The following is a 25146-nucleotide window of genomic DNA, read 5'->3' on the forward strand; positions in this document are numbered from 1 at the left end:
TTAGCATCCCCGGAGCACACTCTTCAATAACTGATCCGCTGTTCTGGCTCCTGAAAAAGATAAAAAAATCACCCTTAGTCAACACTATGCGGTATAAGAGTGTATAATTAACATGCCTTTAAAGATAAAAACAAATACCCCGGAAGCCTTGTTAACCGGTACTTAGAACAAAAAATACTCACAAATACTCATTATCAATTAACTATAATATATAATTCGTTATCTATATAAATTGATATAGTATGAACATCTTTGCTTATTTTTCGGGCAGCCAGAGTAATGCACTCCCGACACAATCAGCACAAAACCGAGCAGACCATTATGAAATTTGACCAACTGAAGGCCTTTCTGGACGCAAAAGCAGCGCAATACAACAATCCTGACTTTATTCCAGGCGACCCGATAAGCATACCTCACAGGTTTACCCAACTTCAGGATATCGAAATTTCAGGCTTGTTCGCAGCCATACTGGCCTGGGGCAACCGTACCACGATCATCAATAAGTGTACGGATCTCCTGAAGCTGATGGACGATGCACCCTATGACTTCATCAAAAACCATAAGCCCAGGGAACGGATGAAACTCCTTCAGTTCTGCCACCGCACTTTTAACGGGGTGGACCTGATGTATTTTGTAGAGTTCCTGCAGGGCTATTACAACGACATTACTTCCCTGGAATTCGCTTTCAGCGGCCATATTACCCCGGAAGACGATACGATCGAAAACGCCCTGCGCGGATTCCATCACATGTTCTTCCTACCGGAGCACCCTGAACGTACACGTAAGCATATTTCCACTCCTGCGAGAAATTCCGCCTGTAAAAGATTGAATATGTACCTTCGCTGGATGGTGAGGAAGGACGAAAATGGCGTGGATTTTGGATTATGGGAGCATATCCAGCCATCGCAATTGGTATGTCCTGTGGATGTGCATGTGGGCAGAGTAGCTACCAGACTGGGTTTGATTCCCGCCGCCAAATCTGACTGGAAAACGGCGATCGCCCTTACCGAGCAACTCAGGCAGCTGGACCCACTGGACCCGGCGAAATACGACTTCGCATTGTTCGGCCTGGGAGTAATAGAAAAGTATGTTTAATAAATATAGCGCAATGATGAAGCGATTTTTGGTGTCAATGGCAATGGGCGCCGTGCTGGCACTTCCGGCAACAGCCCAGAATCAGGAAGAAAAAAGAGATTATATCGACCTTGCCTACAATTTTCAGAAAGGCCAGCAGTTTGAACTGAAACAGGAAAGCCGCAGTGAGACATACACGACCGTAGACGATATCATGCAGCGTGTATCCCGCGATTTCAACAACAGTATCAGTATCCAGGTGTCGGATGTGGCTGATGGCCATCTCTACCTTGAATTCAGATATAAAGAGCTGAAATTCAACTTCAATGCTAAAAATCAGAACATCCTGGTAGATGCCGGTGTTCCCAACGATAAAGAACCTTTCCAGGCGGCCCTGAAAAGCATCATAGACCACCCGTTCACCGTTGATATCTCCAATTCCGGATTTATCAACAAGATCACCGGTCTGGATGAACTGCTGGATAAAGCCTCCGCTACCTTCTCCAGTCTGAAGGAAGACGAAAGGGAAGCATACAAGAAACTGATGAAAGACCAGTTTGGAACAGCCGCCTTCCGTACCTGGCTGGAACAACTGCTGGTGATCTATCCGGTACGCAGTATCAAGACCGGCACCCGCTGGGAAGAAACTGTACCTATCCGTACAGGACTGGTAGGAGATATAGACCTCTATTGGAACCTGCAAACCTGGGACGCCCAGACTGCCAAGATCTCTGGTACAGGTAAAGTACATACCAATAAAGTAGAAACCTTTACCATCGAAGACGGTATCACGGCAACCGCAGAAGTAGACGGCGATATCATGACCAACTACCTGATAGACCGCAATACCGGCTTACCAAGCATCTGTGCACAGAATATGGAAATGAACGGTACGTATACCTACAAGGCTAACAAAGCCAAACGTATCAAGAAAGATATCAAGGTGCCGGTGAAAATAGTCACCAACTCCTCCTACAAGATCAAACAAATGAAATAATACAGAAAAAGGTCCGCTAATGGCGGACCTTTTTATTTTTGTGCTGTATGATGCAATTACTTCCGGAAACGGCCCAACAGCTAACTGCGGATGCCGGTCTGCCAATGGCGGCCGGTATGACCTACGATCAGCTGGAAGAGGCCCTGGCTGAAAAGCTTGAACAGCTGATCAGTTCCGACTTTCAACAATTTGTGCTGCTGCTTTATAAAATAGATGTTTCTGAATTCAGTATCCGGCAGGTACTGGAGGCCGACCTGACACCCGGTGTTTACAGAAAGATAGCTGCACTGCTGATAGAAAGACAACAGGAAAAGATCCTTTCCCGTAAAAAATATAGCCAGCCTCCTCCCGATGACGGAGAGGAGAAATGGTAACAGGATTATTTATTGAACATCAGTTCCCGCACTTTCTCCTTGTCCTCTTTTTCCTTCTCCAGGTCAAAGCTGGTACCAAATATATAATCCCATATACTGGAGCTTACCCCAAAGCCTTTCTCATCACCTTTATAGTGATGCAGGTGATGGTTACGCCATAATGGTTTCAGAAACTTTGCCGGCGGATTCCATGCATGGATCGCATAGTGCATACTGCCGTAAATCAGGTATCCCAGCATAAAACCCGGGAAGAACATAAAAGTATACTCCCGGAGAAAAATATACTGCACGCTGAAAATAACCGAAGCCAGGATCAGGCTGGGCACAGGCGGCATGAATAAACGCTGTTTGTCACGCGGGTACTCATGGTGATTACCATGCATCACATAGATGAACCGCTTTACCCGCTGGCTGTCGCTACTGAAATGGAACAGATAGCGGTGCATCAGGTATTCAAATAAGGTCCAGAAAAACATAGCACCCAGAAAAGTAGTCACCACACGGGTAATACTGAATCCTAATGTGTCGTAACTGTAAAATAGCATGTAACCGATGATGGGGATGTACATGGCCCATATAACCAGGGGGTGTGTTTTGGTGAGCATCTCCAAATACCTGCTTTCAAATAATCTCGCCTGTCCCTTGTTCTTAATCTTATCAAACTTCATAACTCCTTTATTTAATGCAAATAAGTGCCTAAACGAATGACATGTTGGTTTCCTGTTCTGTCTAACTTATGCCCGAAAAAAATGCTTCCGCGAATATTATGCCGATCTTATGCATCTTGCGGGTATGTGAATATCTATTTGCGTCCATCAGGACACCCGGGAAGTAATCAGTGTTATGTTAATCATATGAACCGGGGCGTCACAAAACAGGCAATACAACTGATTATTACTGGAAATAAACTATTGATCTTAAATTATATACATTCCGGGGTACTGATAAATACGGTGCTAACATCCTTTATTGATTGGTGAACATTCCTATCAAGTGGTAATGTCCGTTTGTCATGAGAAGACACCGTAATTTATCGAATTTCCCTAAGCTACTGGCACAAATTCTCAGATAAATCTGCTCGTCATATCTACCATATTAACGGGTGATAGCTTGTATCAGCACATGCTGATTATCAATACACGACCAACCTGTCCCTGATAATAAACGTTCACCACCACAATATCCCCTATAGTCACGTTTGGAATATATCCCGGCAACAATCCCTCCAAAAAGTGGCGCCTGCCACCCATAGGGATGCCTTTTCTTTTATTAAAGATCATTGATGAATGAATTCCTAATTCGTAATTCCTAATTCCTAATTGGCATTTGCCCTATATTTACAGATCATACAACCAGAACCAACTACTTATTATGAAACTTGTTAGTTATCTACGGGATGAAGCTGACCACCTGGCCATTTTAATTGGCGACAAATTGTATAACACACAGGACCTGCACCCCAATCTGCCCGGCAACATGCAGATGTTCTTACTCTCCTGGGAAGAGGTAATAGACCTGGCCCTCGAAATCGATACACAGCTGAAAGCCGGAAAACATATCGGCTCAGCGACCCCGATCCCTTATGATTCGGTGGAGATACTGGCGCCTGTTCCGGCGCCTACATCCTGCCGCGATGGCTATGCTTTCAGACAGCACGTGGCTGCTGCAAGACGTAACCGCCGGGTAGACATGATCCCTGAATTTGATCAGTATCCGATCTTCTATTTCACCAACCATAATGCAATACAGGGCCCCGGCGATGTATTGTGTATGCCTGACCACTTCGATAAACTGGACTTCGAACTGGAAGCAGCCATCGTTATCTGCAAATTCGGTCGCAACATACCGGCAGCTGAAGCAGACAACTATATCGGCGGCTTCATGATCATGAATGACATGAGCGCCCGCACACTGCAGATGGAAGAAATGAAGCTCAATCTGGGACCTGCCAAAGGCAAGGATTTCAGTACCGTGATAGGGCCTATGCTCGTTACACCGGATGAACTGGAACACCTGCTCATTCCGGCAAAACCAGGTCATACCGGTAACAACTATAACCTGAAAATGACCTGCCGCGTAAATGGCGTACAGGTAAGTGAAGGTAACATGGGTGACATGGACTGGACCTTCGCAGAGATCATCGAACGTTGCGCTTATGGCGCCAATATCTATCCGGGTGATGTAATAGGCAGTGGTACCGTAGGTACAGGCTGTTTCCTTGAACTGAACGGCACGGGTAAACGTGAAAATCCTGATTACCAGGAACAATGGTTACAACCAGGTGATGTAGTGGAAATGGATATCGACGGACTGGGTACACTGAAAAATACAATTGTAGCAGAAGAAACAGACTTCTCCATTCTGCAGTTGAAAAAATAATAAGACCACATGCAAATCATTCCAGGACAGGTGCCAACGGCGGCGTTACAGGGCTACCTGCAGGGCGCTGTTGCACCCAGACCCATCTGCTTTGCCAGCACCGTTGATAAAGAGGGGAGGCCTAATCTGTCGCCCTTCAGCTTCTTCAATATCTTTGGCAGCAACCCGGTTACACTGATCTTTTCTCCTGCACGCAGGGTACGTGATAATACCACCAAACATACGCTGGAAAATATCCTGGAAACAATGGAAGTGGTCATCAACGTGGTGAACTATTCCATGGTGCAACAGGCATCTCTTTCCAGCTGTGAATATCCAAAGGGAACAAATGAATTTGAGAAGTCAGGATTCACCCCCGTCGCTGCTGAAAAAGTGAAACCTTTCCGCGTGAAAGAAAGTCCCGTACAGTTTGAGTGTAAAGTAAAAGAAGTGCTGACACAGGGCACTGAAGGTGGCGCAGGTAATCTGATCATCTGCGAGGCCGTCATGATCCATATTAACGATGAGATCCTGAATGAAGCCGGTAGCATCGATCCGCATAAGATCGACCTGGTGGCCCGTATGGGAGGCGATTATTACTGTCGTGCATCCGGCGCAGCCGTATTCGAAGTAGCCAAACCCAATACCTCACTCGGTATCGGTATAGATGCACTGCCACTGTCTGTCAGACAAAGCAGCATCCTTACCGGCAACAATCTCGGACAACTGGCCAACGTACATGTACAACCTGAAATAGATCCTGCATTTGAAGATGATCACCTGAAGAACATCTTTCAGTACTACAGTATCACACCTGATGAAATGGAAAAAGAACTCCATCGTCATGCACAGCAACTACTGGAAAAAGGGCATATACAGGAAGCCTGGCAGGTGTTACTGGCCGGCGCACAATAATTGTGTATATACACAGACAATAAAAAAGCCCCGTATCAGTGATACGGGGCTTTTTTATAAATCGTTCAACAATCCTTATTTGCTGCCGGAGCTGCTGCCGAATACTTTCTTCAGCAGATCAGTTGTTCTTGCAGCCGGATTAGCGCGGATATTAGATTCCTCTTTCGCAATCTGGTCAAACAGCGCAGTCACCGCCATACCTGTTACATAGTCCTGTAAATCAGGGTTTACCTTGTTGAAGGTAGTTGGCAGTTTGTTGTACGCAGTAACGATATTGCCATAATATTTTGTAGCGCTGGTGCTATCCAGTGAACCTTTTACCACCGGAGAGAAAGCTGCTTTCAGTTTGTCAGTTGTTTTGCCTTTGAAATACTCAGTAGCGGAGTTGTTACCACCGGAAACCAGTTTCAGGGCATCTGTGATGCTCATTTCCTTGATCGCATCCACAAAGATCGGCGCTGCATAACCTACCGCTTTTTCAGCAGCACGGTTGATAGACAGGATCGCCTGATCTACCTGCGCACCCATACCCACACCACGGAGGGTATTACCGATTTTTACCGCATCTGGCGGGAGCAACATTTTATAGAGTTCGTTTCCGAAGAAACCGTCAGTTTTGTTCAGATTAGCGATACCATTGGCTACGCCTTTCGCCAGGGCTTCTTTGATCGCGCTGCCTGCTTCACCTTGCGTAACATTGGATGTTCCGGTTTTGGAAGCTGCACTGCTTGCCGCTTCACCTAATTTCTTCAGCAACTGTGCCTGGGTAGCGGGCACGAAAGCTATACCTGATAATAATAGAACGCATAGTTTCTTGTACATAGACTGGATTGTTGTGGTTTTATATGCAAAATAGTAACAATATTTAGAAGCGCTACTATAAAGTTAGAACAAAAAGAACCCTCCAGGTTTAATGGAGGGACGAGCGGTATTTATTCATGTATTGCCAGCATGGGAATATGCGTGTGGAATGCCAGCTGAGCCGTACGACTACGTTTGAAGATACTTTCAAACAGCCCGTGTTTACGGGGGATCGTAATGATCAGATCGGCTTTTTCCCGGTCCGCAAACTCCATAATGCCCTGTACAACGTTCGAATGATCAATGAAATGATATTTTGGATGAAGACCTTCCAGCAGGGTATCCAGCAATAAACTGGCTTCTGGTGTATCGCTGGCAAGTCCTTTTCCTTCCTTGTCGATATTCAGCACATGTAATTCTCCCTGGAATACGTTTAACAGTCTTTTCAGCGGATAGATCGGTGTACCGGTGCCTACTTTTTTGAAATCGCAGGCAAAAACGATCCGTTTTACCGGCTGAAAGGAAACATTGGACGGAATGATCATAACAGGGCAGGAGGTATGTTTCACCACATCGATGGTATTGGACCCGATCAGGATCTCTTCCAGCTGGCTGCCGCCGGTGGTACCCATAATGATCAGATCAGCCTTTTCCTCCTTGCTGAGGTCTTCGATGCTGGCCGCCAGCAGATTATTATCTGCCCGGTAATCCAGTTCGACGCCACCCGGCAATATAGGCAGCAGGTCCTGTTTCATATGTTCCAGTCCTTCCAGACTGGCAGCTTTCAGCTCATTGGGATCTACCATGGGGATGGAGGTCGGCACATCGGGGATGGGCACGATCAGTTCATAAGCATGGTAAAGCAGAATACGGGCGGTACCCATCTGCGCTGCCAGTCCCAGTGCATAACGGGCGGCATTATAGGCAGTAGCGGAAAAGTCTGTAGGTACGATGATGGTTTTCATCCTGTGTGTGTTTTAAAGCTGATGAATCCCTGATTGGGGGCCTCATACATAATGAAAATTTGATGCCAAACCCGTGTTTCGCTCATTTACCCTTTAAATCGACTATTTTTGCACTCCAATTATTGTAATCAGTACACATGACACAATTATCCGAGCAAGAGATCATACGCAGGGAGAAACTGCAGGAACTGGAGAAACTGGGCATCAACCCTTATCCGGCGGAAAAATATCCGGTGAACAATACAGCTGCCAATATAAAGGCCCTGTATACGGAGGAAACCAAAGACCAGTTCCAGGATGTATGTCTGGCTGGCCGTATTATGGCTGTACGTGACATGGGTAAGGCGGCTTTTGTAAAGTTACAGGACCATACTACCCAGATGCAGCTGTATATTCGTCGTGATGATATCTGCAACGGCGATGACAAGACAATGTTTGACGTCGTGTTCAAGAAATTACTTGATCTGGGCGATATTATCGGTGTGAAAGGTTATGCCTTTATCACCAAAACCGGGGAACTGTCTATCCATGTTACCAAACTGGATGTCCTGGCTAAATCTATCCGTCCGTTACCGGTAGTACGTGAGAAAGAAGGAGAGGTATTTGACGCGGTAACTGATCCGGAATTCAAATACCGTCAGCGCTACGTAGACCTGATCGTAAATCCGCAGGTAAAGGACGTTTTCATCAAACGTACCCGCATCATGCAGACCATCCGTGATTTCTATAATGACCTGGGTTACCTGGAAGTAGAAACACCGATCCTTCAGCCTATTCCCGGAGGTGCTACCGCGCGTCCGTTCTCTACGCACCACAATGCGCTGGATATTCCTTTATACATGCGTATTGCGAATGAACTGTACCTGAAACGCCTGATCGTGGGTGGTTTTGAAGGTGTATATGAATTTGCGAAAGACTTCCGTAACGAGGGTATGGACCGTACCCACAACCCGGAATTCACCGTAATGGAAATGTACGCTGCGTACAAAGACTATGAGTGGATGATGGATACAACTGAAACCCTCCTGGAAAAGATCGCGATTGCCCTCCATGGTACTACCGAAGTAACAGTAGGAGAGAAGGTGATCAACTTCAAAGCACCTTTCCGCAGAGTGACCATGTATGAAGCCATCCTGGAGCATACTGGTATCGATGTAAGCAATATGGATGAGGATCAGCTGCGCGCTACCTGTGTGCAACTGGGTATCTACGTGAAACCTAGCATGGGTAAAGGCAAACTGATAGATGAGATCTTCGGCGAGAAATGTGAGCACCACTATGTACAGCCGACCTTCATCACCGATTATCCGGTGGAAATGAGTCCGCTGACCAAAAAGCACCGTAGCAAAGAAGGTCTGGTAGAACGTTTTGAACTGATGGTAAACGGTAAAGAGCTGGCAAATGCCTACAGTGAGCTGAACGACCCGATCGATCAGCGCGCCCGCTTTGAAGATCAGGTGAAACTGATGGAACGTGGTGATGACGAAGCGATGTATATCGACTACGACTTCCTGCGTGCACTGGAATACGGCATGCCGCCAACCTCCGGTATCGGTATTGGTATTGACCGTCTGACCATGATCATGACCAATCAGCCATCCATCCAGGATGTCCTGTTCTTCCCTCAGATGAAACCTGAGAAAACAGCATAATACTTTGATTACAACGTAGCCGGCTTCCGGTTACTGACAATACCCACGGGGCGTTCTCTTTAGCAGGGAACGCCCCGTTTTACATAAAGACCTGCTTAACCCCGCATCAAGTCCACCTCATCTCCGTTTCTAATTCATTGTCAATATATTACATTGCCCTACCTTTGACCTAAACCCAAACGGTATGAAAGCACTCATTCCTACCAGGATCGCCGTTATCCTCTACGGCATCGTAATGGCATTATTTGGCCTGATCCACTTTGTACATGCTGATATCATGGTAGCGGCAGTCCCCATCCCCGGAGGGAAGATCTGGTTATATGTCACCGGACTGGCATTGCTAATGGCAGGTATTGCCTTCATTATCAACCGTTATGTCAGGCTGGCCGGTTACCTGCTGGCATTTTATATCTTTCTGGTCATCCTGCTGGTACATACACCACATGCATTTGAAGACCTGACCTCACTGACCATGTTCATGAAAGATGTGGGACTACTCGCTGGCGCGATCGTAGCAGGCAATACCGGAAAATAGCTGCTTTGCTCCTTCCATCCGTAATTTCAGATTGAGCTTTTCTTTATTTAATTATTTTAGCTGTTTCTTACAACAATAGCTAAACTATGCATACAACACGTTACGGGTCAGTGTGTTTCACCGCACTGAGCCTGCTCTGTCTGAGTCTGCAGGCACAGGACAAAAAAGATCTTACGTTCCGGCAGATATTCAAAGGAGAGGCAACCGGCCTTTATCAACCACTACCAAATATCAAAGGATGGGCAGATGACACCCATTACATCCAGTACCGTACAGAAGGAGGCGCTTCAAAAGCATGGAAAGTAGATGCTGCCACCGGTAAATCCGAACCCTATATAACACCTCCGGAAGGCGCCACTGTGGAAGTACGTAACAATGACGTGGTCTATACCTCTCCGGAAGGACAGCAATCACAACTTACCAGCGATACCGCACAGGAGAAAAACCCTACACTCTCTCCTGATGGTAAATATGTAGCCTTCACCCGTGGCAATGACCTGTATGCGGTAGAGATCAGTACTAAAAAAGAGATCAGATATACGACTGACGGTTCTGACGTCATTTATAACGGCTGGGCATCCTGGGTATACTATGAGGAGATCCTGGGCCGCGCTTCCAGATACCGTGCTTTCTGGTGGAGCCCGGACAGCCGCTATATCGCCTATATGCGCTTTGATGACTCCAAAGTGCCTGTATTCCCGATCTATAGTGAAAAGGGCCAGCACGGTTACCTGGAAAACACCCGTTACCCTAAAGCCGGTGATACCAACCCTGCTGTCAAAATAGGTACCGTACCTGTTGGCGGCGGCGCTACACTCTGGTCTGACTTCAATGAAAATGAAGACCAGTACTTTGGCGCCCCATTCTTTACACCGGAAGGACGTCTTTGGGTACAGTGGATGAATCGTGGTCAGGATAACCTGAAGATCTACGAGATCGATCCGGCTACCGGCAAAAAGAAAGAGATCTATGACGAAAAACAGAAAACCTGGATCGACTGGTATGACGCTATTCCATTCCTGGCAGGCAGCAAAGGTTTCATCCTGAGAAGCGATAAATCCGGTTGGGCACACCTGTACTGGCACAATATGGATGGTTCGCTGAAAAAGCAGCTGACGGATGGTAACTGGACCGTAAAGGATATCCGTTCCATCGATAACAAACAGCAGGTGATCTATTTCACCGCCCGTAAAGAGGCTTCTCCACGTACCGACCTGTACCAGGTAAGTCTGAAAACAGGCGTTATTACCCGTCTGACCTTTGGCGATTATATGCATACAGTGGATGTGAGTCCGAACGGCAGTTATTTCATCACCACCTATTCCAACCTGGCTACGCCGCCACGTATGGCCCTGCTGAACAGCAAAGGCAAGGTGATACGCGAACTGGGTGATGCGAAAGGCAGTCAGTTTGATCAATATAACCTGGCAACGACCAAATTACAGTATTATAAGACCCGTGACGGCCTGGAATTGCCCATGACGATCACTATGCCATTGCACATGGAACAGGGCAAAAAATACCCTATTCTGATCAGCATTTATGGCGGTCCCGACGCAGGTACCGTATACGATACCTGGAAGATGCCACTGACTACCCAATGGTGGGCAGAAGAGGGGGTGATTCAGGTAGCGATCGACAACCGTAGTTCCGGTCAGCTAGGTAAGATGGGTATGAATTACATACACCGTCAGCTGGGTAAACATGAGATTGAGGACTATATGGACGCAGCTACCTGGCTGAAATCACAGCCATGGGTCGATCCGTCTAAGGTTTGTATGACGGGAGGCAGTTTCGGTGGTTATATGACCTGTATGGCCCTGACCTATGGTGCGGATGTGTTTACCCATGGAATGGCCAATTTCGCGGTAACAGACTGGAGCTTATATGACAGCCACTATACTGAGCGCTACATGGATACGCCACAGGAAAACCCTGAAGGCTACCGTATAACATCTCCGGTGACCTATGCGGACCGCTATAAGGGACTGATCCGTATCGTACACGGTACCATGGACGACAACGTACACATGCAGAACAGCATTCAGCTGGTGGACAAACTGGAAAACCTGAACAGGCATTTTGAGTTCATGGTATATCCGGGCGAACGTCATGGCTGGAGAAGTATCAAATCGCTGCATAGCGATAACGAGGCATACCGCTTTATCTACCGCAACCTCCTGGAGCGTCCTTTCCCTGAGAGCTTCACGAAGTAATCGCGCTGTAAATAGCTTTTTATGCGGCTGGTCGGATCGTTCTGACCGGCCGTTTTTTATTTCATGAAAGGGTGAAAAGGGAGGATGAGGTTCAACGCAGGTCTTTTTCCGGTGAACGTATGAATTTTCCGGTTTAACGTTTTGGATCCTGAGCAGCTGAAAAGGATTAAAAGCAGGGCATGCTATACGAGATCATCTCTCAGGCAACGTCAGCAGTAAATATCAGGAAAGAAATAGAAATAGAGGAGGAGTGGGAGTTTCTAAAAAAAGAAACGGGGCTGCAAGACTACAGCCCCGAAAAATTTTAACCATATCTTTATTGAAAAACCTGAACCAAAGGTGCGCGTATTTTGCATATAGGCAAAGCCCATTCTAGTGAATGCTATATTTTAGTTGGGGAACGTATAGAAAAAGAAGGTGAACGTATAAGGATCTGCGGGTGAAAAAATACCCATTTTCAGGGGGTGTTTTTTATGTTTTTATTGATTATAAGCGTATTAAGCTCAAAAGAAGGGGGAAAAGGGGCAAAACCGGCTTAAAATGTAGAAGGGCGGTAAGAATACCGCCCTTGTAATAATTTTAACCATATCCTATGAAAAACCTGAACCAAAGATATAGCAGGCCCTCATGCGGTAACCTCCCATTTCCGTGAACGTTATATTTTAGTTCGTAAAATGGTCAGTTTGGATAGGTCAGCCATCATATACTAAATATTATCATATTATATTAAAATATAATTGTATTTCTTGTATATATAATAGTGAATATAGTATCAAGCAGTTAGCGATTTACCCGATTTTCAGGCCATTTGCCACTGTCTTGTCTGGTTGGAGTAAGATAACCTCCTTCTCATTCCCATAAACGCCCAAAACCAGGCATTCGGAAAAGAAGTTTGCAATCTGCTTTACGGGGAAATTAACAACGGCAACGACCTGTTTGCCAATCAGCTCTTTCTGCTGATACAAGGTGGTGATCTGTGCGGAGGAACGTTTAATCCCCAGTTCGGGGCCAAAATCTATGGTCAACTGATAGGCAGGGTTCTTGGCTCTGGGAAAATCGGCTACTTCGGTAATTGTTCCTACTCTGATCTCTATTTTTTCAAAATCTGCCCAGTTGATTGTGTCCATGGTGCTAAATCTATGAAAATTAACAGAATAAAAAAAGGGCAGGTAAGACTACCGCCCAATAATTTAAACCATATCCTATGAAAAACCTGCACAAATATATTCCGCTCATAAGTACCACAAAACCATCATTTGGTGAAAGCCCCCAATTTCCCGTGTGAATGCATCGAAATACAGCATATGTACAACAGATGGCTTTAAGTTATTATATCATAAAAAAACCTTCTACTTCCACATACTTAATGGCATGGTTCTTGCGTTTTTACAGAGACAAAATTTTAGGTTAAAAATAGGTTAAAGCGAAACGGCCCGACATTGTATCATACAATGTCGGGCCGTTGTCGTTAAGGCCTGTGAGCCTGTATCTTATTGCATCATCGTGCTGTCCTGGATCACAAACGGACCACTTGGATGCAGTACTGTATAATCACTAAAATCCTGGTTAGATTCCAGTCCGGTACCATATAATGTGTCAGTTACTGTACTGATACGCACCGGTTTGCTGGAAAGGAATTTTTGCTGCTTGGAATCCCAGTTCAATTCTTCACAATCCAGTCTTTCTCCTTTCTTATTGATAACCACTACATGATCTTTCAGGAAAACGTTCGCGTCATTTTCAAAGTATTTACCATAACGGGCAGTCAGCGTACTCTCAACTCCGAGGGTATCATTGTAAAACAGCACTTTAAGTCCGGTATTGAATTCCACGAATACCGGCGGCTTCAGATGCCTGAGCATAGTTGGAGCTGTCAGCTTGGCCTTTACACGACCAGTCTGGCTGTACATGGACTCAATATCCTTGCCTTCCTCTACAGCGGCCAGTTGTTTGTCCATGTTCATAATGGCATTGATGTCATTTTCACAGGCTACTATTGTCAGCAGGGAAAAGAACAACGCGATACGCGCTATAATGTTATTCATAATACTGATTAAAGAATGCCTTTCCGGGCATTTTCGGCCTCAAATGTAGATAATCCCCGGCAAAAGAGGAACGAAGCCGGTTTAACGCCTATGCTTCTCCCGTGGATAGATTCCTGAAATGTCCGTTCAGCTTGACCCTGTCCTTCAACCTTTCCATTTCCGCCATCAGCGGGATCACCTTCAGCAAATGACGCTTCAGGTACTCCAGCCGCTGTAATTCCTGGAAAAGATGCAGCAACTCATATTCCTCAGTCAGGGAAAGTCCCACATGATGTGCCATGTCATAGGAAGTCAATGCATCCTCTTCTTTCTGGAAGTTCTTGCTGATCTGCAGAATGCTATGTAATTCTCTCATGGCATGCACCACCTGGGCATGTAAACGCGCATTGCTACTGAACTGATTATCAGGATAACTCACGATGGCGCCTGCAAACATTTTATCGGGGATACTTTTGATCACTTCCAGTATCCGGAACACTTTAATACCACGTGTCACTACATCCAGCTCTCCGTTGTCATATGTTTTTTCAATCCTGACGATCTCTACCAGTGTTCCGTACTCTGCCACTCTTCTGTCCACCACAGAAGGAATACCAAAAGGCTTGTTTTCAGCGATACATTCTTTTATAAGCTGTTTATACCTTGGCTCGAAAATGTGCAGATTCAGCTGTTCGTCCGGGTATAATACAATGCCAAGCGGGAATATGGGAATAAAATTGGTCATATAACCTAAATTATAGAATTACTCGTTACCAATGAAATATATAAAGATGTTATCTATATTTGCCCGATATGCTGAAAACCAGGACTATACGGGCCTTAAGACCTTCAGTATCAAGTTAAACTTTTTCCATGCATCATATATTGTTTGATTGCGAGACAATGAAATATGCCAATACAGGACTCTATGAGTACTGTAAACAGTTTGGACGTGCATTGCTCCGCAACAAAGCTGAAGACGAGAAAATCACCTATTATGTTCCTGCCGGTCTGAAAGGTTTCTTCGGAGACGAACACCAGTATATCACGATCAGCAAACTGCACCGTTTGATCATGCCTTCGTTTTCTTATCTGGACATCTGGCACACCTCCTTTCAGTCAACCCACTACAGGCCTTCCAATAAGAATATCGGACACATACTTACTATCCACGATCTGAACTTTATTCATGAAAAAAAGAATCCTAAAAAAGTGGAATCTTTTCTGAAAAAAGTACAACGGAATATCGACAGCGCTGATCATGTAGTAGCCATCTCAAAATTTGTGCTTGAAGATATAAAGCGCCATCTTGATCTGCGCAACAAACCTGCCAGCGTTATTTACAATGGAGGTGTGCTGGAAACGTTCCCTGATTTTGATGCACCGGAATATCGTCCTCAACGCCCTTTTATCTTTAATATTGGTAGTATCGATGCGAAGAAAAACGCGCATGTGCTGCCTGCTCTTCTGGTAGGTAATGAGTACGAGCTGGTCATTGCAGGCCCGGTCTTCGACGAAGAATATAAAGCAAAGATCCTGAGCTCTGCTGTACACCACGGTGTAGAAGACCGTGTGAAAGTCATCGGTAGTATTTCCAATAAAAGCAGATATTGGTATTACCATCATTGTACCGCATTTGCATTCCCGTCACTGGCAGAAGGTTTTGGTTTGCCGGTAGTCGAAGCCATGAGTGAAGGCAAACCCTGCTTTCTTTCTGACAGAACAAGTCTGCCGGAAGTAGGAGGGCCATTGAGTTATTATTTCCATGATTTCACAGACACTACCATGCAAAAAGTCTTCGCAGAAGGTATGGCGCACTTCAATACCACCAGGCCCATCGAAGCGATGAAAGCACATGCAGGATCACTGAACCAGGACAATACTGCCAGGAATTATCTGCAGATCTATCGTAGTCTGTACTAACTTATTTATATGCATCGCATCGGAATAGACTTAGAAAAACTGAAATATCCTCATAACGGTCTGTACACCTTCTGTGTGCAGCTCGGACAACGTTTGCTGCAATTCAAAACAGCAGATGAACAACTGTTATACTATCTGCCGGATACATTCGATAATTATAAAGGCGATTTCAAAAAGATCCCTTACAAATGGTATGACCGTTATATGTTCAATCCACCGGAAATGGACATATGGCACGCCGTTCACCAGAATGGAAATGTATGGCCAAGAAAGAAAGCAAAGAAGACGATCGTCACCATTCATGATTTAAACTTTCTGTTTGAACCAAACAAAAGCGATCGGGAGAAAAAAAGTGCACTCGATGCCATTCAGCAACAAGTGGATGAAACGGATCATATTGTTGCGATATCCGAGTTCACATTGAAGACAATTCATGAACATCTGCAGATACCCGACAACAAATGCAGTATCATTTATCAGGGCTCTGAGATAAAGGAATTCCCTGGATTTGACGCACCTGCATACAGACCATCAGCGCCGTTCCTGTTCTCTATCGGCATGATATTACCAAAGAAGAATTTTCACGTATTACCACGCCTGCTGGAACACAACGATTACGAACTACTGATCGCCGGAAAAACACAGGGAGATTATGTGAAAAGGATAGGAGAAGAAGCTGCCAAACTCGGTGTATCCGATCGCGTTAGAATGCTTGGCAGTATCACAGATGAAGAGAAATACTGGTACTATAAAAACTGTGCGGCATTTATATTCCCTTCTGTTGCGGAGGGATTCGGCGCACCGGTAGTAGAGGCAATGCATTTCGGCAAACCGGTATTCCTGTCAGACCGTACCAGTCTGCCGGAAATAGGAGGGGATGCTGCGTATTACTTTAAAGAATTCGACAACGAATATATGCGTGGGGTATTTGAAGCAGGCATGCAACATTATGCTGCGAATCAGCCTGTAGAAAAGATAAAACAACACGCTGTAAAATTCAGTTGGGACACCAACGCGAAAAAGTATATGGAGCTGTACAGAAGTCTGTACTGATATAAAAAATCAACCGGCAATGACAGTGTATGAAACCTGTGATTGCCGGTTGAAAATATTAAATACGTTTGTAGTTTCTATAGTCAAATAAACGCTTCCCCGTTATCTTCTCTACCCAATACAGGACAGTATCTTTAAACGACATTTTTTTCCTGCTGATATCATGTGTAAACTGCCAGTTCTTCTGGTTAATACGTTCCTGCATAACAGCAGGATGTGTGCCTTTGAATACTGCCAGTGAATCTACTTCACCATAGTCAAATGCATCAGCTGATACCGGTCCGTTTACTTCATTGTCATTTGATCCATGATACATCTGAAATGAGTTGTTCACCTTCTTCGCCTGCACCTTCGGATCTTTCACCCAACCATAGTGATACATACGTGCATGCACCGGTTTTACATGCAGTTTCTGACCTTCTTTTCTGAAACCCTGCGCATCGCGGTAAGAAGAAATACGCTTGTCATTACGAATGATCCTGATCTCGTTCTGATACCATGTTCTGGAGTCTCCGATATAGTCATAGCTGCCAAAGAAATGCGTATATCTGAACAGCAATCCTTCGACGCGTTTATCATCACGATATTGCTGCATAGCGGTACGGATAGCATCATAATCCTGCTCATGCACCACTTCATCTGCCTGTATGTAAAATGCCCAGTCTGCATCCGGACTAACATGTGCATATGCTTTGTCCGTTTCAACGGCCAGTACGCGTCCGCCTTCTTTCAGTGAATCGTCCCATACAGAATGGAAGATCTTGATCTTAGGCGATCCGATGGACTGGATCAGTTCAAGCGTGCCGTCTTCGCAGTTGCCCACACTGACAATCACTTCATCACACAGCGGCAGGATAGATTTTATCGACGCCACTACGGGATAATCATATTTAACGGCATTCCGAACAAAAGTGAACCCGGATACTTTCATATAGACAGATATATATTGTTTGCGAAGATATATAATCATTGCGAATTGTTTAATTTCGGAGCATGCAACCCTCCCTCATCAATGGCTTACTGAATGGAGATATCAGATCCCTGGCAAGATGTATTTCACTTGCTGAAAATGAGTCTGCCGGCTATGAACGCCTGCTGGAAGATCTTCCGGTGCAGCAGACTACCCGGGTGATTGGTATAACCGGACCGCCAGGTGCAGGGAAAAGTACGCTCGTTAATTCTCTGATAACATTTTTGCTGCAACAGCAAAAGCGTATTGCCATCATTGCAGTAGACCCTTCGTCTCCGTTCAATTATGGCGCATTACTGGGTGATCGTATCCGGATGTCGCAGCACTTTGGCAATGAGGATGTATTCATCCGTTCAATGGCCAGCAGGGGAGCACTGGGAGGCTTAAGTCCGAAGATCATTGAGGTAAGCGATATTATAAAAGCAGCAGGATTTGATTACCTGTTTATTGAAACAGTAGGAGTGGGGCAGAGTGAAGTCGAAATTGCCGGTATTGCAGATACGACCATTGTTGTTGTTGTACCCGAAGCAGGAGATGAGATACAGACGATGAAAGCAGGCCTGATGGAGATTGCAGATATCTTTGTGGTCAATAAGGCGGACAGGGATAATGCGGATGAATTTGTAAAAAACCTGCGTATACTCGCACATACCCGGCAAAAAGAAAACTGGGAAATTCCTGTACTGAAAACGATCGCTACAAAAGAGGAAGGACTACAGGCGCTGGTAGCAGCCATTGATGCACATCAGCAACAGGTAACCGGCAACAGTACACATCATGCATTACTGCTGGCGGAAAAAGCGTATCAGTTATTGCAGCATCGCCGTATGCAGGATGTGAATCGCCGTGTACTGCAACAACAGATCACACAGGAATTAGCCAGCGGAACATTTAATCTGTATCGCTTTGTCAATAAACTTGTATAACACGGCTATCTTTCTTTTTACTCAGCAGAAACACCAGCGCATAGGCGGCAGTACATGCACAGATCACGGGTAATAAAGCATGCAGGGCATGTGTGGTTTCTACAGCAAAAAAGATAGGGGCGATCAATACCCTGTTTCCTGCTGCGAACATGGCTGACATCCCAACGAGCGCCGCTACGGCAAAGTTGAGATGCAATGCAGGAAAAGCGAATTGCAGCAGGAATGTAATAAAGAGTCCGGCTGCGCCACCTGCAATCACCAGGGGCGTCATCGTACCACCGGGTATCCCACCACCGATACTGATGCTCAGCAGTAACATCTTTCCTGACATCATCACTACGAGAAATTGCAGGGTGATCTGGCCCAGTAACAGACTATCGATATGCTCATATCCGCCACCCATTAATTCGGGCTTAAAATAGCCTGTAATGCCCACAATAATGGCAACACCTGCCGGCCACCATAATTGGTCAAAAGGAAGGCGCTTAAAGAGCTTTTTTGCCCCATTGGTCATCCGCCGGGTCAGCATACCCAGTAACCCCACCAGTATACCAGTTCCTGTGTATACCAGTAACATCGGTAAACTGGCAGCCGGGATTGCTGGTGTGGGGAAAACGGGGTCTGTGCCTATCAGCCAATAATGGCACATCAGACCGGTTCCGCCCGCCAGTACAATAGCCACAATAGCTATCCAGCTCATTTCTATTACCAGCAATTCTATAGCCAATGCTACCGCCATCAGGGGAGCGCCAAAAAAGAAGGCCAGTCCGCTGGTCATACAGGCAGCGGCCAGTATCCGTCTTTTCTGCACCATCCGGTTTTCACCTGCTGCAATGGCAAAGGGCATATCCGCTACCGGACCTTCCAGCCCCAGGGGAATACCTGCGTTGATCAGTAAAATGCCCTGAAAGGGCCTTAATATGCGTTTTGCTTTGTCTCCGGCATAATACAGTATTCCGCTAATAAACAGGGTTGCTGCAACTGGTACAGACAATACCAGCCAGTCCCGCTCATCCAGGTCCCTGGATACGCCGGGCAGTCCGCAATAGGTAGGGATCAGATTCATGAGGGTCATCAATCCAAACAGCAGAAGGGCAGTTGCCGCCGCCAGCAAGATCGTATACAGCAATAATAGGGGCAGTTGCCTGTTGCCGATGGGGGTTTCAGACAGTGGTGTGTCCAGTCCGGCAGTATCCATCAGTGGGATGCCTTCTTTTACGAAGGCCCGGATATTCTCTCTCATTTCAGATGATTTTTTAAATGTTCAATATACGTATATCCATGTATTACTGCATACTATCTTTTTATTGTCAGATTTACATGTATAAACAGGATTAGATGGTCCACCGCATAATTTGCGTATACCAGATGTTAATCCGATGTTAAGAAATAAAGGAGCTTTACCAGTACGTTATCAATAAATTTAATTTATTAATTAATGATATTACAAAGATTAGTCTTATTGCTACTTATTTGAGTTATCCAATTTAGCTGTGGTAAATGAGATGTTAAAAATTTGACCAGTTTTACACCATTCTTACATTTGTGGCCTACCATTGATCCATTTACTGATAATTTGATTTTCATATTCTATAGACCTTAAAAGTATAGACCATCATGGACGTTGCTATCTTTGACACCTACGTGAAGCGCCGTGAAGGCGGCTATATGCACTTTGATATCATCGTATCTGCTGATACCAATTATGAAAACGTGCTAACCTTCGGAAACGCATATCTCAAGTCAAAATCAATTGAAAAACAATCTGTCTCTTCCAGGGACTGCCGGTTCTGCCATGTACAGGAAATGATTCCCACATGGGAACAGAACATCCGTCAGCATGGCTATCATATCTACGAACTGGAAGGTTGCAGATAAAGATATATACCACTAAACCGTATCCTAATCAAACGCAAAAAAGGAGGTCTGGCGAAATGCCGGACCTCCTTTGATTTATAAAGAGTTTATGTTTTATGCTGTGCGGTTATTCCTCCAGTACCTGAATCCCAGTATAGCGATGATGATCAGCGGAGTCGCTGCCAGCATCAGGATACCGTTATTCAACCCTTTCGCCGGACCTTCACCCAGCTGCTGAGCCGTTTTTGTACAAAGAGAGCACTGTGCCATTGCCTGTACACTGAAGCATAAAATGATCGCTAATATCTGCGCTGTCTTTTTCATAAGGTAAAATTAAGCATTCTTGCTATTCACCCCATTACCATTTGTCAATAGTATGGAGAGATCATTACATACACTACCACGCCTGTAACGGCTACATAAAACCAGATCGGCCACGTATAACGGGCAATCTTCTTATGTCTTTCAAAGTCTGCCTGAAAACCACGCAGCAATGTAAACAGTACCAGTGGTACGATCACTGCAGCCAGTACGATATGCGTCAGCAGAATGAAGTAGTAAATACCCGCGCTACCGCTGATAGCTGCTTTTTCAGCTGCATCTACAATGTGGTTATGGTCCACATCGCCATATTTAGTGCTTTCTGTGAAGAAGTGAAACGTCACATAAGATAGCAGGAAAACGGATGACAATGCCACCGCAATCAGGTTACTCACCTTATGTGCTTTGATCTGTCCTCTTTTGATAAAGTAAAGACTGGCAAGCAGCATTACCGCTGTTGCGGAATTGAGCACCGCATGGAAGAGCGGCAGTATCTGTACATTAAATCCTGCTTCGATATTAGGCCTCGGCAGGTAGAAGAGGATGGCTACAAGTACCGGTATCACAATCGAAATGATTGCGATAGGCAGATTAAGATTTTTGCTTTTAATATCCATAGCAGTGTTAGATTTTGCCTGAATGTGAAAAGTGAAATGTGAACGCGCATCCGGGCGTTTTCACATTTCACTTTTCACATTTACATTTCATCGTTTATGTATTTAGAACATACTAACGTATGTACGCATTATTCCGTTGTTGAAAACAGTCTTTTTAACAAACCCGGTCTGTGTTTATCCTTTTCCAGGTGCAGCACCGCAATATCATTGGCACATTTACGTACGGCATTTGAATCCAGTCCGTCATAGTAACCTCTGATATTATGGTTTTTATCCAGCAGCACCAGTTTCTCGGTATGGATAAAATCATCCGGTCCGCCGTCTCCTTTTACCACGCTCACATATACCTCATTTCTCGCCCAGTCATAAATATCTTTCTTGGCGCCGGTGAGTAACCACCAGTTGTCCGGATTGATACCATGTTTTACCCCATACATACGCAGTGTTTCAGAAGAGTCTCTCTCCGGATCCACGGTCAGTGATACCAGCTGTAAGAGGGTATCGTTTTTGACATAGGCCTGCTGGATCTTTTCGAGATTGGCCATCATACGCGGACATATGCTGGGGCAGGAGGTGAAGAAGAAATTAACCAGTATTACTTTGTTAGGAAGGTCTTTCAGACTTACCTGGCGGCCCATCTGGTTAGTAAGGGTGATATCTTTCACTACATGGAATGTAGTATCGTAGGTAGTGGTTCCGTTTTTCACTATAGTATCTACCCCTTCCGGAATATAGTACCTTGGGATAGGTACCACGTTTTTACTATAATGATCTACAATCAGGTATCCCGCCAATGGCACCAATATTGCCAACATCGCTCCTAATAATCCTCTCTTGGTAATGGCCTGAAGTTTTAAAGTGTCAGAAAAAATTACGCTTTACAAATACGGCCGTAAAGATACAGCAGGATTCGTAAAGCGTAATATATAAAGTTGTTATTAGTGATGTGCAGCCTCGTTGGTAATGTGTGTAGCAGGAGCTACAGGCGTACCAGGAGACAGGTCTTTGCGCATATTCTTCCAGGAATCACCATCAGCCAGGAAAGCGATGATGAACCATACGAACAGTAACAAAGGAATTAAGATGGTCATAATCAGGTTTCTGATCTCATGACGTAAGTGCATGAATTCAGCTACGATGAAGAAAGCTTTCACCAGCGTCAGACAAACGAAGATACCATTGAGTGCCCATCTTGCCATGAAGTCGTATTCCAGGTAAAGGAATGCCAGACCTACTTCAAAAACAGTGATTGCTAATAATATCCAGAACGTTTTCCAGATACTTTTAGTGGATGAATCGTGAGCATGTTCCTCGTGCGCCGCTCCTGTATGTGTATGTTCCATTAGTTTTTTCTTTTAAAGTTCCAGATTTACAAATACTACTGACTCCTCTTAGAGCAGATAGAAACAGGTGAATACGAACACCCAAACCAGATCTACAAAGTGCCAGTATAAACCTACTTTCTCCACCATTTCATAATGACCTCTCTCTTCATAAGTACCTTTCAGTACGTTAGCGAGGATGATGATATTCAATACAACACCAGAAGTTACGTGTAAACCGTGGAAACCAGTAATAGTAAAGAAGAAGTTGGTAAAGTTAGTAGATGCCTGTGTACCGTCCACGTTCAGGAAAGGGTTACGTCCCCACCATGCACCTGATTCGTGTAAGTGTGTCCATTCCCATGCCTGACAAGCCAGGAACGCAGCACCACCCAGGATAGTCCATGCCATCCATTTTACAACTGCCTGGCGGTCTCTCATCTTACCAGCATGTACAGCCAATACCATTGTTACAGAACTCATGATCAGGATGAAGGTCATCAAGCTCACGAATACCAGCGGGAGATCTGCATGCCCCATACCAGGGAATGAGTGGAATACCACGTTAGGATCAGGCCAGGATGGGCTCATGAAGCGGATCGTACCATATGCTATCAGCAATGCACCAAAAGTAAAGGCATCTGACATCAGGAAGTACCACATCATCAACTTTCCGTAGCTCACATTAAAAGGAGAATGTCCCCCGGACCACCATTTTTTCTTCGCTGTAACTGCTGTATCCATTGTTTGTTTTGTAAATTAATTTTAAGAAAGTTTATCTGGCAACACTCAGAAATATCAACAGGTAAATCCATAACCCGTCCACAAAATGCCAATACGTGGCGGCAACTTCTATTGGAACGGAACTGTATGAACGGACCCGGGTGCGAAATGCTTTGCCAAACATGATCAGCAGTGCAACAACACCACCCAGTACGTGTAACAGGTGTACACTTACGATAACGTAAATGAAAGATACAGAAGCGGGACCATTCAGTCTCAGACCACTATCATTCATTTGTTGGAAACCAACCCACTGGCACAAGGCAAAGGCAACACCCAATATCGCGGTCAGCGTGATCAGCTGTTTGTACCGCTGCATGTTCCTGTTGCGGAACTGTTTCACTGCCATCTGGATAGTAGCACTGCTGGTCAGAATGATCGCAGTAGATATCCAGAAGATGATCGGCAGATTGAAAGTGAACCAGTTGGCCTGGGCACGCTTCACAACATAAGCACTCGTAAACCCGATGAACATCATGGTAATGCTACCCATTGCTATCCAAAGAGAATATTTATGCGGATGTATTTTATTGCGTTGTAAGCTCATTGCGTCCATCACTCCTTGATTTCAAAATTGAATTATCCGATCTTATCAAACAGTAGTGCAAACTGCATGATCATCAGATAAATATACGAACCAAACATCAGCTTGCGTGCTGCAGGCACATCTGCTTTTCTATACAGATTGATTGCTCTGTAAAGAAAGAACAAGGTAACCAGCAGTACAATGATCGCAGAAGTAGGACCACTGATACGCAGGTAATATGGTAATAATCCTGCGGGGATCAGCAGTAACGTGTAAAGCACTGCCTGTAATGCGATCAGCTTGTTAGGTTCTCCTCCGGCGGGTAACAGTTTGAATCCTGCTCTTGCGTAGTCTTTATGCCCGATCCAGGCGATAGCCCAGAAGTGGGGAAACTGCCACAGGAACTGAATTGCAAACAAAGCCCATCCACCCTCACCAATTGCGTCAGCACCACCAGCCCATCCAATGAGCAGCGGTAACGCTCCTGGCACTGCCCCCACCAGCACTGCCAGTGAGTTCCATTTTTTCCATGGTGTGTATACGAATCCGTATAATACCAGGGAGAGCAGACTCAGACCTGCACATAACAGGTTAAAGCCCAGTGCAAGGATAACCAGACCGGATATCCCTGTAACAGCAGCTAAGATAATAGCTTCTGTTTCAGACATCCGGCCTGATGGTAAAGGGCGTACAGCTGTACGCGCCATCAGTTTATCCGTTTCCTTTTCCAGTAATTGATTGATCGTGTTGGCTGCGCCAGACACCAGCAATCCACCGGCAAATAAAGTAAGAACTTTTACGAGGTTGAACCCGATTCCCGGCACCAGCAGATATCCCACTACACTTGAAAACACTACCATGATGGTGAGATTAAACTTCATCAACTGAGAATAATCCCTCACCTTACTGGCTACTGCGTACGATGTCGACAATTTTA

Annotated in this window: 27 protein-coding genes; 12 read left to right on the forward strand and 15 right to left on the reverse strand. The window is 45.2% G+C overall.

Going from position 1 to position 25146, the window contains the following annotated elements:
• Positions 1–321: 321 nt before the first annotated feature.
• From BMZ72_RS15890 to BMZ72_RS15900, 3 genes are read left to right on the forward strand one after another with little or no spacing between them, the layout of a single operon-like run.
• Positions 322–1095: a TIGR02757 family protein gene (locus tag BMZ72_RS15890; protein ID WP_089810023.1), complete on the forward strand. Its 774-nt coding sequence runs from the start codon at positions 322–324 to the stop codon at positions 1093–1095.
• A 13-nt stretch (positions 1096–1108) separates the two neighbouring features.
• Positions 1109–2071: a DUF6263 family protein gene (locus tag BMZ72_RS15895; RefSeq protein ID WP_143087709.1), complete on the forward strand. Its 963-nt coding sequence runs from the start codon at positions 1109–1111 to the stop codon at positions 2069–2071.
• Between the two features lie 47 nt (positions 2072–2118).
• Complete coding sequence (locus BMZ72_RS15900) at positions 2119–2445, forward strand: hypothetical protein (RefSeq protein WP_089810027.1); 327 nt, start codon at positions 2119–2121, stop codon at positions 2443–2445.
• 5 nt (positions 2446–2450) lie between these two features.
• Here the strand turns inward: BMZ72_RS15900 and BMZ72_RS15905 are convergent, their stop codons facing one another.
• Positions 2451–3113, reverse strand: a complete 663-nt coding sequence (locus BMZ72_RS15905; protein ID WP_089810029.1) for a sterol desaturase family protein — start codon at positions 3111–3113, stop codon at positions 2451–2453.
• 703 nt (positions 3114–3816) lie between these two features.
• On the opposite strand from BMZ72_RS15905, the gene BMZ72_RS15910 reads away from it, so the two are divergent.
• Positions 3817–4824 carry a fumarylacetoacetate hydrolase family protein gene (locus BMZ72_RS15910; RefSeq protein ID WP_089810031.1) on the forward strand — a complete coding sequence of 336 codons (1008 nt, stop codon included), beginning with the start codon at positions 3817–3819 and terminating at the stop codon, positions 4822–4824.
• Positions 4825–4833: 9 nt separating this feature from the next.
• Complete coding sequence (locus tag BMZ72_RS15915) at positions 4834–5718, forward strand: flavin reductase family protein (RefSeq protein WP_089810033.1); 885 nt, start codon at positions 4834–4836, stop codon at positions 5716–5718.
• A gap of 75 nt (positions 5719–5793) precedes the next feature.
• Here BMZ72_RS15915 and BMZ72_RS15920 read toward each other — a convergent pair whose 3' ends face one another.
• Complete coding sequence (locus BMZ72_RS15920) at positions 5794–6540, reverse strand: DUF4197 domain-containing protein (protein ID WP_089810035.1); 747 nt, start codon at positions 6538–6540, stop codon at positions 5794–5796.
• 110 nt (positions 6541–6650) lie between these two features.
• Positions 6651–7484: a universal stress protein gene (locus BMZ72_RS15925; protein ID WP_089810037.1), complete on the reverse strand. Its 834-nt coding sequence runs from the start codon at positions 7482–7484 to the stop codon at positions 6651–6653.
• Positions 7485–7621: 137 nt separating this feature from the next.
• Here BMZ72_RS15925 and lysS point away from each other — a divergent pair, with 137 nt between their 5' ends.
• From lysS to BMZ72_RS15940, 3 genes are all read left to right on the forward strand, one after another.
• On the forward strand, positions 7622–9136 hold the full coding sequence (gene lysS / locus BMZ72_RS15930) for a lysine--tRNA ligase (protein ID WP_089810038.1): 1515 nt from the start codon (positions 7622–7624) through the stop codon (positions 9134–9136).
• A gap of 184 nt (positions 9137–9320) precedes the next feature.
• A complete protein-coding gene (locus BMZ72_RS15935) occupies positions 9321–9671 on the forward strand; it encodes a DoxX family membrane protein (RefSeq protein WP_089810040.1) in 351 nt (116 codons plus the stop codon).
• Positions 9672–9757: 86 nt separating this feature from the next.
• Positions 9758–11887: a S9 family peptidase gene (locus BMZ72_RS15940; RefSeq protein WP_089810043.1), complete on the forward strand. Its 2130-nt coding sequence runs from the start codon at positions 9758–9760 to the stop codon at positions 11885–11887.
• 788 nt (positions 11888–12675) lie between these two features.
• Here the strand turns inward: BMZ72_RS15940 and BMZ72_RS15945 are convergent.
• From BMZ72_RS15945 to BMZ72_RS15955, 3 genes are all read right to left on the reverse strand, one after another.
• On the reverse strand, positions 12676–13014 hold the full coding sequence (locus BMZ72_RS15945) for a tRNA-binding protein (RefSeq protein ID WP_089810045.1): 339 nt from the start codon (positions 13012–13014) through the stop codon (positions 12676–12678).
• 363 nt (positions 13015–13377) lie between these two features.
• The gene (lptC, locus tag BMZ72_RS15950) at positions 13378–13932 is read right to left on the reverse strand and encodes an LPS export ABC transporter periplasmic protein LptC (RefSeq protein WP_089810047.1); all 555 of its coding nucleotides are present in this window, start codon (positions 13930–13932) and stop codon (positions 13378–13380) included.
• An 88-nt stretch (positions 13933–14020) separates the two neighbouring features.
• Positions 14021–14656 carry an LON peptidase substrate-binding domain-containing protein gene (locus tag BMZ72_RS15955; protein ID WP_089810049.1) on the reverse strand — a complete coding sequence of 212 codons (636 nt, stop codon included), beginning with the start codon at positions 14654–14656 and terminating at the stop codon, positions 14021–14023.
• Positions 14657–14784: 128 nt separating this feature from the next.
• On the opposite strand from BMZ72_RS15955, the gene BMZ72_RS15960 reads away from it, so the two are divergent.
• The gene (locus BMZ72_RS15960; RefSeq protein WP_089810051.1) at positions 14785–15834 is read left to right on the forward strand and encodes a glycosyltransferase family 4 protein; all 1050 of its coding nucleotides are present in this window, start codon (positions 14785–14787) and stop codon (positions 15832–15834) included.
• Between the two features lie 9 nt (positions 15835–15843).
• A complete protein-coding gene (locus tag BMZ72_RS15965) occupies positions 15844–16887 on the forward strand; it encodes a glycosyltransferase family 4 protein (protein ID WP_089810054.1) in 1044 nt (347 codons plus the stop codon).
• Between the two features lie 58 nt (positions 16888–16945).
• Here the strand turns inward: BMZ72_RS15965 and BMZ72_RS15970 are convergent, their stop codons facing one another.
• Positions 16946–17818, reverse strand: coding sequence for a glycosyltransferase family protein (locus BMZ72_RS15970; RefSeq protein ID WP_089810056.1), 873 nt, complete (start codon positions 17816–17818; stop codon positions 16946–16948).
• Positions 17819–17880: 62 nt separating this feature from the next.
• Here BMZ72_RS15970 and meaB point away from each other — a divergent pair, with 62 nt between their 5' ends.
• Positions 17881–18783: a methylmalonyl Co-A mutase-associated GTPase MeaB gene (gene meaB / locus BMZ72_RS15975; RefSeq protein ID WP_089810058.1), complete on the forward strand. Its 903-nt coding sequence runs from the start codon at positions 17881–17883 to the stop codon at positions 18781–18783.
• Here meaB and BMZ72_RS15980 read toward each other — a convergent pair.
• The gene (locus BMZ72_RS15980) at positions 18767–20026 is read right to left on the reverse strand and encodes a chloride channel protein (protein WP_089810060.1); all 1260 of its coding nucleotides are present in this window, start codon (positions 20024–20026) and stop codon (positions 18767–18769) included. The two genes, meaB and BMZ72_RS15980, sit on opposite strands and share 17 nt — an antisense overlap.
• A 374-nt stretch (positions 20027–20400) precedes the next feature.
• Between BMZ72_RS15980 and BMZ72_RS15985 the strand changes: the two genes are divergently transcribed.
• Positions 20401–20661, forward strand: coding sequence for a DUF2024 family protein (locus BMZ72_RS15985; protein WP_089810061.1), 261 nt, complete (start codon positions 20401–20403; stop codon positions 20659–20661).
• Between the two features lie 93 nt (positions 20662–20754).
• Here BMZ72_RS15985 and BMZ72_RS15990 read toward each other — a convergent pair whose 3' ends face one another.
• The 7 genes from BMZ72_RS15990 to cyoE form a co-directional block, all read right to left on the reverse strand.
• The gene (locus tag BMZ72_RS15990; RefSeq protein WP_089810063.1) at positions 20755–20964 is read right to left on the reverse strand and encodes a hypothetical protein; all 210 of its coding nucleotides are present in this window, start codon (positions 20962–20964) and stop codon (positions 20755–20757) included.
• Between the two features lie 44 nt (positions 20965–21008).
• Positions 21009–21578, reverse strand: coding sequence for a DUF420 domain-containing protein (locus BMZ72_RS15995; RefSeq protein WP_089810065.1), 570 nt, complete (start codon positions 21576–21578; stop codon positions 21009–21011).
• Positions 21579–21706: 128 nt separating this feature from the next.
• On the reverse strand, positions 21707–22393 hold the full coding sequence (locus BMZ72_RS16000; protein ID WP_089810067.1) for an SCO family protein: 687 nt from the start codon (positions 22391–22393) through the stop codon (positions 21707–21709).
• Between the two features lie 123 nt (positions 22394–22516).
• Positions 22517–22921: a cytochrome C oxidase subunit IV family protein gene (locus BMZ72_RS16005; RefSeq protein WP_089810069.1), complete on the reverse strand. Its 405-nt coding sequence runs from the start codon at positions 22919–22921 to the stop codon at positions 22517–22519.
• 48 nt (positions 22922–22969) lie between these two features.
• The gene (locus BMZ72_RS16010) at positions 22970–23644 is read right to left on the reverse strand and encodes a cytochrome c oxidase subunit 3 (RefSeq protein WP_089810071.1); all 675 of its coding nucleotides are present in this window, start codon (positions 23642–23644) and stop codon (positions 22970–22972) included.
• A 31-nt stretch (positions 23645–23675) separates the two neighbouring features.
• The gene (locus BMZ72_RS16015; protein WP_089810073.1) at positions 23676–24239 is read right to left on the reverse strand and encodes a cytochrome c oxidase subunit 3; all 564 of its coding nucleotides are present in this window, start codon (positions 24237–24239) and stop codon (positions 23676–23678) included.
• Positions 24240–24262: 23 nt separating this feature from the next.
• On the reverse strand, positions 24263–25141 hold the full coding sequence (cyoE, locus tag BMZ72_RS16020; protein WP_255373213.1) for a heme o synthase: 879 nt from the start codon (positions 25139–25141) through the stop codon (positions 24263–24265).
• Between the last annotated feature and the right edge of the window lie 5 nt (positions 25142–25146).

The organism is Chitinophaga sp. YR627 (assembly GCF_900114995.1).
GTDB lineage: Bacteria > Bacteroidota > Bacteroidia > Chitinophagales > Chitinophagaceae > Chitinophaga.

Excerpts from the sequence above, each read along its gene's own strand:
- BMZ72_RS15890 (WP_089810023.1), top strand. The coding sequence starts at position 322 with ATGAAATTTGACCAACTGAAGGCCTTTCTGGACGCAAAAGCAGCGCAA.
- BMZ72_RS15895 (WP_143087709.1), top strand. The coding sequence starts at position 1,109 with ATGATGAAGCGATTTTTGGTGTCAATGGCAATGGGCGCCGTGCTGGCA.
- BMZ72_RS15900 (WP_089810027.1), top strand. The coding sequence starts at position 2,119 with ATGATGCAATTACTTCCGGAAACGGCCCAACAGCTAACTGCGGATGCC.
- BMZ72_RS15905 (WP_089810029.1), bottom strand. The coding sequence starts at position 3,113 with ATGAAGTTTGATAAGATTAAGAACAAGGGACAGGCGAGATTATTTGAA.
- BMZ72_RS15910 (WP_089810031.1), top strand. The coding sequence starts at position 3,817 with ATGAAACTTGTTAGTTATCTACGGGATGAAGCTGACCACCTGGCCATT.
- BMZ72_RS15915 (WP_089810033.1), top strand. The coding sequence starts at position 4,834 with ATGCAAATCATTCCAGGACAGGTGCCAACGGCGGCGTTACAGGGCTAC.
- BMZ72_RS15920 (WP_089810035.1), bottom strand. The coding sequence starts at position 6,540 with ATGTACAAGAAACTATGCGTTCTATTATTATCAGGTATAGCTTTCGTG.
- BMZ72_RS15925 (WP_089810037.1), bottom strand. The coding sequence starts at position 7,484 with ATGAAAACCATCATCGTACCTACAGACTTTTCCGCTACTGCCTATAAT.
- lysS (WP_089810038.1), top strand. The coding sequence starts at position 7,622 with ATGACACAATTATCCGAGCAAGAGATCATACGCAGGGAGAAACTGCAG.
- BMZ72_RS15935 (WP_089810040.1), top strand. The coding sequence starts at position 9,321 with ATGAAAGCACTCATTCCTACCAGGATCGCCGTTATCCTCTACGGCATC.
- BMZ72_RS15940 (WP_089810043.1), top strand. The coding sequence starts at position 9,758 with ATGCATACAACACGTTACGGGTCAGTGTGTTTCACCGCACTGAGCCTG.
- BMZ72_RS15945 (WP_089810045.1), bottom strand. The coding sequence starts at position 13,014 with ATGGACACAATCAACTGGGCAGATTTTGAAAAAATAGAGATCAGAGTA.
- lptC (WP_089810047.1), bottom strand. The coding sequence starts at position 13,932 with ATGAATAACATTATAGCGCGTATCGCGTTGTTCTTTTCCCTGCTGACA.
- BMZ72_RS15955 (WP_089810049.1), bottom strand. The coding sequence starts at position 14,656 with ATGACCAATTTTATTCCCATATTCCCGCTTGGCATTGTATTATACCCG.
- BMZ72_RS15960 (WP_089810051.1), top strand. The coding sequence starts at position 14,785 with ATGCATCATATATTGTTTGATTGCGAGACAATGAAATATGCCAATACA.
- BMZ72_RS15965 (WP_089810054.1), top strand. The coding sequence starts at position 15,844 with ATGCATCGCATCGGAATAGACTTAGAAAAACTGAAATATCCTCATAAC.
- BMZ72_RS15970 (WP_089810056.1), bottom strand. The coding sequence starts at position 17,818 with ATGAAAGTATCCGGGTTCACTTTTGTTCGGAATGCCGTTAAATATGAT.
- meaB (WP_089810058.1), top strand. The coding sequence starts at position 17,881 with ATGCAACCCTCCCTCATCAATGGCTTACTGAATGGAGATATCAGATCC.
- BMZ72_RS15980 (WP_089810060.1), bottom strand. The coding sequence starts at position 20,026 with ATGAGAGAGAATATCCGGGCCTTCGTAAAAGAAGGCATCCCACTGATG.
- BMZ72_RS15985 (WP_089810061.1), top strand. The coding sequence starts at position 20,401 with ATGGACGTTGCTATCTTTGACACCTACGTGAAGCGCCGTGAAGGCGGC.
- BMZ72_RS15990 (WP_089810063.1), bottom strand. The coding sequence starts at position 20,964 with ATGAAAAAGACAGCGCAGATATTAGCGATCATTTTATGCTTCAGTGTA.
- BMZ72_RS15995 (WP_089810065.1), bottom strand. The coding sequence starts at position 21,578 with ATGGATATTAAAAGCAAAAATCTTAATCTGCCTATCGCAATCATTTCG.
- BMZ72_RS16000 (WP_089810067.1), bottom strand. The coding sequence starts at position 22,393 with ATGTTGGCAATATTGGTGCCATTGGCGGGATACCTGATTGTAGATCAT.
- BMZ72_RS16005 (WP_089810069.1), bottom strand. The coding sequence starts at position 22,921 with ATGGAACATACACATACAGGAGCGGCGCACGAGGAACATGCTCACGAT.
- BMZ72_RS16010 (WP_089810071.1), bottom strand. The coding sequence starts at position 23,644 with ATGGATACAGCAGTTACAGCGAAGAAAAAATGGTGGTCCGGGGGACAT.
- BMZ72_RS16015 (WP_089810073.1), bottom strand. The coding sequence starts at position 24,239 with ATGGACGCAATGAGCTTACAACGCAATAAAATACATCCGCATAAATAT.